The organism is Burkholderia sp. AU45251 (assembly GCF_030482905.1).
GTDB lineage: Bacteria > Pseudomonadota > Gammaproteobacteria > Burkholderiales > Burkholderiaceae > Burkholderia > Burkholderia aenigmatica.
Map to the genome: position 1 here is coordinate 851756 of NZ_JAUJQH010000001.1, position 12589 is coordinate 864344.

Sequence of the window (12589 nt, forward strand, 5' to 3'; positions counted from 1 at the left end):
AACGCAAAATATGCCTGCCAGGAATAATTCTCCAGCCTACTCGCCCGCCCCGCCCAGCCACCAAGCACGCTCCCGACCCTATCACCTATCCTCACACCATAGTTTTTATCCGCTGGCGCGAATGATTTTGGCTTTGTTAGATGGATGACATTCGATCATCAGACGACAATGATCTAACAGCCGATGACCTGCGCGTTCGCCCATACCGTCGAATCCCGCTATGCCGAGCTGACGCCGACCGCCAAGCGCATCGCGAGCTACATGCTCGCGAACCTCGACCGGCTCGGGCTCGAGACGGCCGACCAGATCGCGCAGCAGGCCGGCACCAGCGGCATCTCGGTCGGGCGTTTCCTGCGCAGCGTCGGCTATCGCAACCTCGACGACCTGAAACGCGAGCTGCGCGGCGGCGGCGACCGCCCGTGGATGATCACCGACCGGCTCGACGAATACCGCCGCGTCGCGGGCACGCAGCCGGCCGAACCCAATGGCAACGGCAATGAAGGCCCGCTCGCGTCGTCGCTCGAGCGCGAGCTCGATGCGATCCGTCACGTGTACCGGCTCGCCGAAGGCCCGGTGTTCGCGCAGGTGGCCGACCGGATCGCGCATGCGGACGCCGTGTTCATCCTCGGCATCCAGTCGACGCGCGGGATCAGCAACGCGTTCAGCAGCTACCTCGAATACCTGCGCCCGCGCGTGTTCTATTCGGACGGCCAGTCGGGCTCGTACGTCGATTCGCTGAACTCCGAATTCGAGCGGCCGTACTGCATCGTCACCGACACGCGCGCGTATTCGCGCAGCGCGCGCCGCTATTGCCAGGCAGCCGCCGAGCGCGGGCAGCCGTTCGCGCTGGTCACCGATCTCTCGTGCCCGTGGGCACGCGACTGGCCGGCCGACCTGCTGCAGGTGAAGACCGACGTCGGCCAGTTCTGGGATTCGCTCGCGCCGCTCACCTGCCTGTTCAACCTGCTGATCACGGCCGTGGTCGACCGCCTCGGTCCCGCGATCGACCGGCGCGTCGCGCGCAACCGCGAACTGCAGCACACGTTCGATCAATTCGAATCCTGAATGCGAGGGCCTTCCGAACCGCCGATGAACACGCACCGCCTCGTTGAAATCACGCCCGCCACGCATCGCGTCGACATCGATCTGGTCTACGCGACCGATCGCAACCTGACCGGCAAGCCGATCTACCGCGCAGCGCACTGCCTGCTGCTGGAGCCGGCCGAATCCGCACTGCGCCGCGCGGTGGACGTCGCGGCACAAGCCGGCTTCACGCTGCGGATCTACGACGCGTACCGGCCGCCGCAGGCGCAGAAAGTGCTGTGGGATTTCCTGCCCGGTCCGGATTTCATCGCCGACCTCGGCCGCGGCTCGAATCACAGCCGCGGCACCGCACTCGACCTGACGCTCGTCGGCGCGGACGGCGAGCCGCTCGACATGGGCACCGGCTTCGACGAGATGGTCGCCGCATCGGGCCACTTCCACGCGGGGCTGCCCGAAACCGTGCAGCGCAACCGCCTGCTGCTGCTCGGCGTCATGCACGCGGCCGGCTTCGCGCACATCGACAGCGAGTGGTGGCACTACGAATTGCCGGGCTCGCGCGCGCTGCCGCAGATCGACAACGCCGACAGCGGCCCGTGGCACCTGATGTGATGCACGTCCCCGTTCACGTTCACGTTCGACAACCGATGGAGCGCTCATGAATTTCCTGACATCCCGGCTCGTCGCGGCGCTGGCCGCCGCGTCCGTTCTCGCCGCCGTTCCGTTTTCCGCTGCACGCGCGGAAACGCCGAAGGACATGTTCGTGATGGCCACGCTGCTCGACGAATTCACGACGCTGGATCCGGGCGAGATCTACGAGCTGGTGCCGGAGGAATACGTCGCGAATACCTATGACCGGCTCGTGCGCGTCGACCTGCGCGATCCTTCGAGATTCAACGGCGACGTCGCGCAGTCGTGGACGGTGAGTCCCGACGGGCTGACCTACACGTTCAAGCTGCGCCCCGGCCTGAAGTTCCACTCGGGCAACCCGCTGAGCGCCGACGACGTCGCCTGGTCGATCCAGCGCGCGGTGCTGCTCGACAAGGGCCCGGCCGCCGTGCTCACCGGGATCGGGCTCACGAAGGCGAACGTCGTCGCCAACGTGAAGAAGCTCGACGACCTGACGGTGTCGGTCACGACCGACCAGAAGTACGCGCCGACCTTCGTATTGAACGTGCTCGGCTCGTGGCCCGCGTCGGTGCTCGACAAGAAGCTGCTGCTGTCGCATCAGCAAGGCAACGACTTCGGCAACGCATGGCTGAAGACCAACGAGGCCGGCTCCGGCGCATACAAGCTGGTCAAGTGGACGGCCGGCGACAGCCTCGTGCTGCAGCGCTTCGACGGCTACCGGCTGCCGCTCGCGATGAAGCGCATCGTGCTGCGCCACGTGCCCGAAGCCGCGAGCCAGCGCCTGCTGCTGGAAAACGGCGATGTCGACGCGGCGCGCGACCTGAGCCCTGACGATCTCGCGTCGGTCGTGAAATCCGGCAAGGCGAAGGTGTCGGCCTCGCCGCAGGCGACGCTGCTGTATCTCGGCTTGAACACGAAGAACCCGACGCTCGCGAAACCCGACGTGCAGGAAGCGCTGAAGTGGCTCGTCGACTATGCGGGCATCCAGGGCAATGTGGTGAAGACGACCTACAAGGTGCACCAGACCTTCCTGCCCGAAGGCTTCCTCGGCACGCTGAACGCGAACCCGTATAAGCTCGACATCGCGAAGGCGAAGGCGCTGCTCGCGAAGGCCGGCGTGCCGAACGGCTTTTCGGTGACGATGGACGTGCGCAACGACTATCCGTACACCGAAATCGCGCAGGCCGTGCAGGCGAACTTCGCGCAGGCGGGCATCAAGGTGCAGCTGATCCCCGGCGACAACAAGCAGACGCTCGCGAAATACCGCGCGCGCCAGCATGACATCTACATCGGCGAATGGTCGGCCGACTACATCGATCCGCACAGCAACGCGCAGGGTTTTGCGTGGAACCCCGACAATTCCGACAAGTCGAGCTATAAAATGCTGGCCTGGCGCAACAGCTGGGACATCCCGCAACTGACGAAGGAAACCGACACCGCGCTCGCCGAACCGACCGCCGCGAAACGCGCGCAACGGTATCAGGCGATGCAGAAGGAAATGCTCGCGCGCTCGCCGTTCGTGATCATGTTCGAGAAAGTCGCGCAGGTCGCGACGCGGCCCGGCGTGAGCGGGCTCGAAGTCGGACCGATCAACGATCTCGTGTCGTACCGCAACCTGAAGAAGCAATAAGATTCGCCGCATGTCGACTCCCGTCTCCTCCCTCGAAGCACTGCGCACGCTGCCCGCGCGGCGCCCGGCCGTGCGCTGGGCCCTGCGCGTGCTGCGCTGGGCGCTCACGCTCGCCGTCACGTTCGCGGGGCTGCTCGCGCTGACGTTCGTGATCGGCCGCAAGGTGCCGATCGATCCCGTGCTCGCGATCCTCGGCGATCGCGCGTCGGCCGAGGCGTACGCGGCCGAACGCATCGCGCTCGGGCTCGACAAGCCGCTCGTCACGCAATTCCTGATCTATGCGCGCGACGTGCTGCACGGCAATCTCGGCATGTCGCTGCTGACCGCGAACCCGGTGCTCGACGACATCAAGCGCGTGTTCCCGGCCACGCTCGAACTGGCGACGATCGCAACGCTGATCGGCATCGCGATCGGCGTGCCGCTCGGCGTCGCGGCCGCCGTGAAGCACAATCGGCCGATCGACCACATCGCGCGCTTCGTCGGGCTGATCGGCAATTCGGTGCCGCTGTTCTGGCTCGGACTGATGGGGCTGCTGCTGTTCTACGCACGGCTGCACTGGGTCGGCGGGCCCGGCCGGCTCGATCCCGTGTACGACGGGATGGTCGACACACGCACCGGCAGCCTGCTGATCGACGCGGCGCTCGCGGGCGAGTGGGACGTGTTCCGCAACGCGGTGTCGCACATCGCACTGCCGGCCGCGATCCTCGGCTACTACTCCGTCGCCTACCTGAGCCGCATGACGCGCTCGTTCATGCTCGACCAGCTGAGCCAGGAATACATCGTCACCGCGCGCGCGAAGGGGTTGTCGGAACGACGCGTGATCTGGCGGCATGCGTTCGGCAACATCATGGTGCCGCTGCTCACCGTGATCGCGCTCACGTACAGCAACCTGCTCGAAGGCTCGGTGCTGACCGAGATCGTGTTCGCGTGGCCGGGGCTCGGCTCGTACCTGACCGGCGCACTGCTGAACGCCGACATGAACGCAGTGCTCGGCGCGACGCTCGTGATCGGCGCGATGTTCATCACCGTCAACCTGCTGACCGACGCGTTGTATCGCGTGTTCGATCCGCGTGCGCGCTGAGGGCCGCCACGACATGACCGCCTCCACCCCGCTTCTTTCATCGCCCATGCCGAAGGTTCTTCAATCATGAACGCCGAGCGCCTCACGCTGCGCGCATGGCTGCTGTCCGACGCGCCCGCGTCGCGCTCGCAGGCCGCGCTCGGTCTTGCGTACCGACGCTGGCGCCGGTTCGCCACCAACCCGCTCAACCTGTTCGGGCTCGCGATCCTCGTCGCGCTGATCGTCGTCGCGATCGTCAGCCCGCTGATCATGCCGCACGATCCGTTGCGCCAGGTGCTGTCCGACCGCCTGCTGCCGCCCGGCTCGCCGGCGCACTGGTTCGGCACCGACCAGCTCGGCCGCGACATCCTCTCGCGACTGATCGCCGGTTCCCGCCTCACGCTCGGTATCGCGCTGCTCGTCGTCGTGATCGTCGTGCCGATCGGCCTGCTCATCGGCACGACGGCCGGCTATTGCGGCGGCTTCGTCGACAGCATGCTGATGCGCGTCACCGACGTCGCACTCGCGTTCCCGAAGATCGTCCTTGCGCTCGCGTTCGCGGCCGCGCTCGGGCCCGGCGTGATCAACGCGGTCGTCGCGATCTCGATCACCGCGTGGCCCGCGTATGCGCGGCTCGCGCGCGCGGAGACGATCCGCATCGCCCAGGCCGACTACATCCACGCCGCACGGCTGCAGGGCGCGTCCGGCCCGCGCATCCTGCTGCGCTACATCATGCCGATGTGCATGTCGTCGGTGATCGTGCGCGCGACGCTCGACATGGCCGGCATCATCCTGACCGTCGCAGGCCTCGGCTTCCTCGGCCTCGGCGCGCAACCGCCGAGCCCCGAGTGGGGCTTCATGGTCGCGTCGGGCCGCAACGTGCTGCTCGACGCGTGGTGGGTCGCCACGCTGCCCGGCTGCGCGATCCTGCTCGTGAGCCTCGCGTTCAACCTGCTCGGCGACGGGCTGCGCGACGTCTTCGATCCGCGTCATGGAGCGTGACATGCCACTGAATTCCGCCCCCTCGCCCGCGCCGCTCTGCGAAATCGACGGCCTGAAAATCGGCTTTCGCGGGCACGACGGCACCGTCACCGATGCCGTGCGCGACCTGTCGCTGACCCTCGCCCCCGGCGAGCGGCTCGGCATCGTCGGCGAATCGGGCTCCGGCAAATCGCTGACGGGCCGCGCGCTGCTCGGCCTGCTGCCCGACGCCGCGCGCTGGTCGGCACGCACGATGCGCTTCGCGGGCCACGACCTGCTCGCGATGTCGCCAGGCGAGCGCCGGCGCCTGTGCGGCAGCCAGATGGGCATGATCCTGCAGGACCCGAAATATTCGCTGAACCCGGTGATGACGGTCGCGAAGCAGATGGGCGAAGCGTTCCGGCTGCGCGAGCGGGGCCTGCGCGGCCGCGCGCTGCGCGAACGGATCGTCGACGCACTGTCGGCCGTGCAGATCCGCGACCCGGCGCGCGTGGCCGATGCGTATCCGCACGAGTTGTCGGGCGGCATGGGCCAGCGCGTGATGATCGCGATGATGGTGTCGACCGGCCCACGCCTGCTGATCGCCGACGAACCGACCTCCGCACTCGACGTCGCCGTGTCGATGCAGGTGCTCGCGGTGCTCGACGCGATGATCGCGCGGCACAACACGGGCCTGATGTTCATCAGCCACGACCTGCCGCTCGTGATGTCGTTCTGCGATCGCGTCGCGGTGATGTACGCCGGCCGCGTGGTCGAAACCTGCGCCGCGCGCGACCTGCGCAACGCATCCCATCCCTATACCCGCGGGCTGCTCGCGGCGAACCCGCCGCTCGCGAACCCGCCGGACGAACTGCCCGTGCTGCGGCGTGATCCGGCGTGGCTCGATCCCGCGTCGCACGCCGGCACGCCCGCCGATCGACAGGAGGCCGCACGATGATCGACGTCGATCACGCATCGATCCGTTTCCCGACCCGCACGGGTCACGTCGACGCCGTGCGCGACGCGAGCTTCGCGGTGCGCAACGGCGAGGTGTTCGGGCTCGTCGGCGAATCGGGCTCCGGCAAGTCGACGCTGCTGCGTGCACTGACAGGGCTCGTGCCGCTCGCGTCCGGCAGCCTGTCGATCGACGGCCGGCCGGTGGGCGACACGCCCGATCGGGCGTTCCGCCGTCACGTGCAGATGGTGTTCCAGGATCCCTACGCGTCGCTGCATCCGCGCTTCACGGTCGACCAAACGCTGCGCGAGCCGCTGTCGATCCATGGCATCGGCGACACCGATGCGCGCATCGCCCGCGCACTGTCCGAAGTCGGCCTCGGCCCCGCGTTCCGGTTCCGCTATCCGCACCAGCTGTCGGGCGGCCAGCGCCAGCGCGTCGCGATCGCGCGCGCGCTGATCGTCGAGCCGCGCGTACTGCTGCTCGACGAGCCGACGTCCGCGCTCGACGTGTCGGTGCAGGCCGAGATCCTGAACCTGCTGCGCCGCCTGCATCGCGAACGCAACCTGACGATGATCCTCGTCAGCCACAATCTCGCGGTGATCGGCTTTCTGTGCCAGCGCATCGCGGTGATGCAGCATGGCGAGATCGTCGAGCAGCTCCGGATCGAGGACGTGCGCGCCGGGCAGGTTGCGCGCGACTACACGCGCACGCTGCTGCACGCGACCGAAGGCTACCGTCGTCTCGACCCGGTGGCGGGCGCGCCGGCGGCGTGACATCTGCGCGACGCGCCTGCGTGCGATACTCGGCGCGCCCCGCCCCGTGCCTCTGCCGCCGCATGGAACCCTTGTGCGCCGTACGGGTCAACAACGTTTCGTTAACAGCTCAACCGCAATAGGGAGGCGTTCATGCTGCACTTCATCGAAACCCTGGTCGTCGGGCTCATCGTCGGCCTCCTCGCCCGCGCGCTCAAGCCCGGCGACGACAAGATGGGCATCCTGATGACGATCGTACTCGGCATCGTCGGCTCGCTGTTCGCCGGCTACGTCGGCCGCGCCGCCGGCTGGTACGCACCGGGCCAGGGCGCGGGCTGGATCGCGTCGATCGTCGGCGCGATCGTGCTGCTCGTGATCGTCGGCGCGATACGCAAGCGCATGAACTGAACGGCGCGCCTTCGGCTCCAACGCAAAACGGCCGCTCGGAAACGAGCGGCCGTTTTGCTTTCCGGGCGGCGCAAGGCCGTTGCCTACACAACGGTCACGACGACCGTTCGTCCTCCAATCTTATGTCACCCGGTATTACCCTGACTTGCGGTTGCGCAGATTCCAGCTAGATTGGTTTTAGCAATAGGCAATCGTTTGCTTATTGCCATTATTTCGATTTTTTCATTCAAGAGGCCCGATCGTTTTGCCGTTTACGCATACAGCATCGCAGCGTTGACGGACTGCCACCCGAGCGGCCCCGCTGCGACGCGCTTCCTCTCTGGAGCCTGTCATGAAGCATCGTCATATCGCCGCCTCGTTCGCCCTGGCTGCCTCGCTTCTGGCCACTTCCTCATCCTTTGCCGCCGGCGCGTCCGGCATCATCCACTTCTCCGGCATGATCGTCGAGCCGCCCTGCTCGTTCGCGCTCGATACCGCTGACCTCGCCCGCGGGCACGTGCTGCCTGACTGCCCGCGCCCCGCAAGCGGCCAGATCGCGTTCGTCGACGCGGCGAGCCAGCAGGCCATCAAGACCACGACCTTTACTCAGGCCTCGCGCGCAATCGTTTTACCGAACCGTCCGGGCAACAATCAGGCGCCGATGATCGCCGTCGTGACCTACCAGTAAAGCCGTCCGCCGGCGCGGCATCCAACGGGTGCCGCGCGCCGGTTCGCGCTTCGCCGGTCAATCGCGATGGCGCGCGATCCAGTCGCTGAACGCGCGGATCTTCTGCTGGTTGCCGATGTTCTCGGGATAGACGAAGAAGTAGCGCGCGCCCGTTTCGAGCACGATGTCGAACGGCCGTTCGAGCCGGCGTGCGCTGACGTCGTCGTCGACGAGCGTCACGTCGCCGATCGCGACGCCAAAGCCCTGCATCGCCGCGTTCGTCGCGAGATCGAGCGTGTCGAACGTCGGCCCGCGCGCGGGATCGACGCTGCGCTCGCCCGCGTGATCGAGCCACGCGCGCCAGTCGCGATGGTCGCGGGTCGGATGCAGCAACGTATGACGCGCAAGATCGCCGACCGCGTCGAGCGGCGCCGTCTGCCGCAATTCGGGCGCGCAGACGGGCGTCAGCCGCTCGTCGAACAGCGGCAGCGCGAACACGCCGGGGCCCGGGGACGTGCCATAGACGATCGCCGCGTCGAACGGCTCGGTCGAGAAATCGACGACGTGCTGCCACGCCGTCGTGATCTGCACATGAAGATCGGGATGCTCGCCCTGGAAGCGCATGATGCGCGGCAGCATCCAGCGCATTACGCAGGTTGGCACCTTCAGCGCGAGATCGGTGCGCTGCCGCGTGAGCTTCATCGAAATATCGTCGATCCGCGCGAAGCTCTCGTTGACGACCGGCAGCAACTGCTCGCCCTCCGCCGTCAGCGTGAGGCCCTTCGCATGCCGCTTGAACAACGGAAAACCGTAATGCGCCTCGAGCGTCTGGATCTGCCGGCTCACCGCGCCCTGCGTGATGCACAGCTGCTCGGCCGCGCGCGTGAAGCTGCGGTGGCGAGCCACCGTCGAGAAGATCTGCAGCGCGTGCAGGGGCGGAAGTCGGCGCATGAAGGAGGCAAACGGAAAAGCGGCGCGGAAGGACCGCGCGCCGACCCCGGCGCGCGCTGTCCGACACGATAAGCCAAACGCCGGTTTTGCGCGAGACGCGGGACGCTCAGGCCGTCGCGGTGAGCGCGCCCGCCACGATGCGCGCCGCCGACGCGACGACGTCCGCGCGGGCCGCGGCGGCGGCCTGCGGCTGCGTGAACGACACGGCCATCACGATCGGCGCACGCGACGGCGGCCACAGCACCGCGACGTCGGTCGTCGTGCCGTATCCGCCGGTGCCGGCCTTGTCCGCGACGCGCCAGCCGGGCGGCACGCCCGCCGCGATGCCGGTCGCGCCGCGCGCGCCGCCGACCATCCATTCGGTCAGTTGCGTGCGCTGCGGCTCGTGCAGCGTGGTGCCGAGCAGCAGCCGCTGCAGCGTGTCGACCATCTCGACCGGTGTCGACGTGTCGCGTTCGTCGCCGGGCGCCGCGTGGTTCAGTTCGGGTTCCCAGTGATCGAGGCGGAACGACGAGTCGCCGCTCGCGCGCGCGAACGACGTGACGGCCTGCGGGCCGCCGAGCACGCCCATCAGCAGGTTGCCGGCGCCCTTGTCTCCCGACTGCAGCATCGCCACGCAAAGCTGCTCGATCGTCATGCCCGTGTCGACGTGGCTTTCCGTAATCGGCGAGCCCGACACGACTTCATAGCGGCGATACAGGATGCGGCGCGGCAGCAGCGACGCGTCGAGCGAGCCGCGCGCGAGCATCGCGGCGGCCGCGACGACCGCGTACGTGCCGCACAGCGGGAAGCGCTCGCGCGCATGGTGGGCGATGCGCACGCCGTTCGACGTATCGAGCGCGGCGACGCCGAGCCGGCCGTTCGAGGCCTTCTCGAGCGCGGTCAATTCGGCCTGGGCGGCATGGGCGCGCCCCTGATCGGCGACCGGCGCGGAGCTGCACGCGGCGACGAACGGCGCGGCAACGGCGGCAAGCAACAGCGAGCGGCGTGTCGGAGAGTGTTCCATGAATGTGGTGTGTTCTATCGGAAACGGTGGCACGGAGCAACGCGGGCACGCGTCGAAGACGCGCGCCCGTTCACGCCGACGGCCGGCCCGCAGCGGCATCCGCCGCACATCCCCGAAAGACGACCGTCGGCCCCGCGAAGCGCGGGACGCGCATGAACAGGCCCTAGCGTAGCAGCGACCGCCGCCACGTTCCAGCGCAACGGCCCTGCTTCACCCTTGCGACGAAGGCAGGTACGGCATCGGATTGACCGGCTTGCCGTCGCGCCGCACTTCGAACAGCAGCGCGACACGCGAGTTGTCGAGGTCGCCCATCTCGGCAATCTCGTCGCCCTGGCGCACGATGTCGCCCGTCTTCACGAGCAGCTTGCGGTTGTGCGCATAGGCCGTCAGGAAATCCGCGTTGTGCTGGACGATGATCAGGCTGCCGTAATCGTTCAGGCCGGTGCCTGCGTACATCACGCGGCCGTCGGCCGCGGCGCGGACCGGGTCGCCGGGCCGGCCGGCAATCTGGATGCCGCGGTTCTGCCCCGGCCGGAACCCGTCGACGATCCTGCCGCTCGCGGGCCACCTGAGCGCGACACCGCCCGCATGCCGCTTCGTTTCCTTGACGACCTGACGGTCGCTCGCCGTCGCTGCGGCGGTCTGCGTCGTTGCAGGGTTGCTCCCTGCGCCGTTGCTCGCGGCCGACGATGCGGCCATCTGCGTGCCGGCGGTGCCCGGCGGCGGCAACGGCTGCTGCTTGACGATGCGCAGCACCTGCCCCATCCGCAGCTTGCCGTTCGCACCCAGCTTGTTCCAGGTGCGCAGGTCGCCGATGCTGCAATCGTTCGCGGACGCGATGCCCGTCAGCGTGTCGCCGCGCTTCACGACGTACTTCTGCGCGACCAGAATCGGCGCCGGTGGCGGGCTTGCGGCCGACGGCGCAGCGACGGGCGCGCTCGACGGCGACGACTGTCCCGCCTGCGTGTCGCTCGGCGGGACGGACTGCGTGCTTGCACAACCGGCCATGACGAGCACGGCGGCCAAGCCCGGCAGCCACGCCGCGTGACGATGAATCTCGCGCGTTTTCATGGACGATCCGACTCCGGTTTGACAATCTTTCAAGCATCTCAAAAACGGAACGGCCGACGTGTAACCGGATGCAAACAATGATGACAAACAATCACGAACCGGATGCCGGCCGGCATTCGTTACCGGTAATACGGCCCGACCCAGAAAAACTTGATGGTCTTTTTGCGGAAAAGCGGAAGAATTTTCGTTTCGAGAATCTATGACAGATTTGTTTCAATAGACGCGAAGTGGCAGCAACCGTTCGCCGCGACGTTCAACGCAACCACGTGGCGAGTTCGGAACAGGCCCACGCGATGCCGATGCACAGGAACAGCACGTGCATCGCGATCTTGAACGACACGCCCCACGACGGATCGATCTGCATGACAGGCTCCCCGGTTGATGTGCGGTCATGATCCGCCATCGATCGCGCCCCGAAAATGCGGAACCGGCGAATCCGGCCTCAGGCTGCGCCTGAGACCGCGGCTGCGATTCCCTGCTAACTTATCGGCCATTCCAACATGATCGTCCCACCCATCATGCGTTTTGACCTGACCGACCTGCGGCTCTTCCTGAACATCTGCGACGCCGGCACGATCACGAGCGGCGCCGAGCGGACCCACATCACGCTGCAGGCCGCGAGCGAGCGCATCCGCGGCATGGAGGACGAGCTCGGCGTGCCGCTGCTGCACCGGACCAAGTCGGGCGCGCAGGCAACCGACGCCGGCCGCGCGCTCGAACACCACGCGCGCACCGTGCTGCAGCAGATCGACCACATGCGCGGCGAACTGCAGCAATACGGCCAGGGGCTGCGCGGGCATATCCGGCTGCTGTGCAACACGGCGTCGCTGAGCGAATATCTGCCCGACGCACTGGCCGACTACCTGCCGCATCATCCGAAGCTGTCGATCAGCGTCGAGGAGCGCTCGAGCCAGGAGATCGTGCATGCGATCCGCAACAAGACGGCCGACGTCGGCATCGTCGCCGATTCGGTCGGGCTCGGCGGGCTCGAACAGAAACCGTTCCGCGAGGACTGGCTGATCGTCGTCGTGCCGGCCACCCATTCGCTCGCGGCACAAGACAACGTCGCGTTCGACGCGATCGCCGATGCCGACTTCATCGGCCTCACCGACGGCAGCGCACTGCAGGTGCATCTCGCCGACCAGGCGCGCGCGCTCGGCAAGCGGATCCGCTATCGCGTGCAGTTGAAGAGCTTCGATGCGATCTGCCGCATGATCGCCAGCGGCGTGGGCATCGGCATCGTGTCGCGCCACGCGGCCGAGCGCGCGATGCAGACGATGGACGTGCGGCTCGTCGAGCTGTCCGATTCGTGGAGCCATCGTCGGCTGAAACTGTGCGCTCGGTCGTTCGACGCGCTGCCGAAGTACACGCGGGAGTTCGTCGCGTTCCTGTCCGGCGAGACCACGTCGCAGTGACGCGCGCCGCTCGCGGTTGATGCCGCGATGCACGCCCCGATTCACTTCGATCCTTATGGAT

General features: G+C 67.4%; 13 protein-coding genes. 10 read left to right on the forward strand and 3 right to left on the reverse strand.

The genetic code is table 11. The features are described 5' to 3' along the window. Window positions 1-183: 183 nt before the first annotated feature. The 9 genes from sapR (at window position 184) to QZM67_RS03765 (ending at window position 8106) form a co-directional block, all read left to right on the forward strand. On the forward strand, window positions 184-1065 hold the full coding sequence (gene sapR, locus QZM67_RS03725) for a sap1 transcriptional regulator SapR (protein ID WP_301800813.1): 882 nt from the start codon (window positions 184-186) through the stop codon (window positions 1063-1065). Between the two features lie 24 nt (window positions 1066-1089). Then, entirely contained in the window at window positions 1090-1653 is a 564-nt protein-coding gene (gene ddpX / locus QZM67_RS03730) for a D-alanyl-D-alanine dipeptidase (RefSeq protein ID WP_301800815.1), read from the forward strand. A gap of 46 nt (window positions 1654-1699) precedes the next feature. After that, window positions 1700-3301: an ABC transporter substrate-binding protein gene (locus tag QZM67_RS03735; RefSeq protein ID WP_301800817.1), complete on the forward strand. Its 1602-nt coding sequence runs from the start codon at window positions 1700-1702 to the stop codon at window positions 3299-3301. A 10-nt stretch (window positions 3302-3311) separates the two neighbouring features. After that, window positions 3312-4382 (forward strand): ABC transporter permease, encoded by a 1071-nt coding sequence (locus tag QZM67_RS03740; RefSeq protein ID WP_043183877.1) that lies wholly within the window; start codon window positions 3312-3314, stop codon window positions 4380-4382. Window positions 4383-4448: 66 nt separating this feature from the next. Further along, window positions 4449-5363, forward strand: a complete 915-nt coding sequence (nikC, locus tag QZM67_RS03745; protein ID WP_301800819.1) for a nickel transporter permease — start codon at window positions 4449-4451, stop codon at window positions 5361-5363. Between the two features lies 1 nt (window position 5364). Then, entirely contained in the window at window positions 5365-6279 is a 915-nt protein-coding gene (locus QZM67_RS03750) for an ABC transporter ATP-binding protein (protein ID WP_301800822.1), read from the forward strand. Beyond that, window positions 6276-7052: an ABC transporter ATP-binding protein gene (locus QZM67_RS03755; RefSeq protein ID WP_301800824.1), complete on the forward strand. Its 777-nt coding sequence runs from the start codon at window positions 6276-6278 to the stop codon at window positions 7050-7052. The genes QZM67_RS03750 and QZM67_RS03755 overlap by 4 nt, the downstream gene beginning before the upstream one ends. Before the next feature lie 132 nt (window positions 7053-7184). Further along, entirely contained in the window at window positions 7185-7439 is a 255-nt protein-coding gene (locus tag QZM67_RS03760) for a GlsB/YeaQ/YmgE family stress response membrane protein (protein WP_301800825.1), read from the forward strand. Window positions 7440-7770: 331 nt separating this feature from the next. After that, entirely contained in the window at window positions 7771-8106 is a 336-nt protein-coding gene (locus tag QZM67_RS03765) for a type 1 fimbrial protein (protein WP_175026170.1), read from the forward strand. 57 nt (window positions 8107-8163) lie between these two features. Here the strand turns inward: QZM67_RS03765 and QZM67_RS03770 are convergent, their stop codons facing one another. From QZM67_RS03770 to QZM67_RS03780, 3 genes are all read right to left on the reverse strand, one after another. Next, the gene (locus QZM67_RS03770; RefSeq protein ID WP_301800827.1) at window positions 8164-9036 is read right to left on the reverse strand and encodes a LysR substrate-binding domain-containing protein; all 873 of its coding nucleotides are present in this window, start codon (window positions 9034-9036) and stop codon (window positions 8164-8166) included. Window positions 9037-9142: 106 nt separating this feature from the next. Further along, complete coding sequence (gene bla / locus QZM67_RS03775; protein WP_301800829.1) at window positions 9143-10042, reverse strand: class A beta-lactamase; 900 nt, start codon at window positions 10040-10042, stop codon at window positions 9143-9145. Between the two features lie 210 nt (window positions 10043-10252). Next, window positions 10253-11113: a peptidoglycan DD-metalloendopeptidase family protein gene (locus QZM67_RS03780; RefSeq protein ID WP_301800830.1), complete on the reverse strand. Its 861-nt coding sequence runs from the start codon at window positions 11111-11113 to the stop codon at window positions 10253-10255. A 518-nt stretch (window positions 11114-11631) separates the two neighbouring features. Here QZM67_RS03780 and QZM67_RS03785 point away from each other — a divergent pair. Further along, a complete protein-coding gene (locus QZM67_RS03785; RefSeq protein WP_175026182.1) occupies window positions 11632-12528 on the forward strand; it encodes a LysR substrate-binding domain-containing protein in 897 nt (298 codons plus the stop codon). Window positions 12529-12589 lie beyond the last annotated feature (61 nt).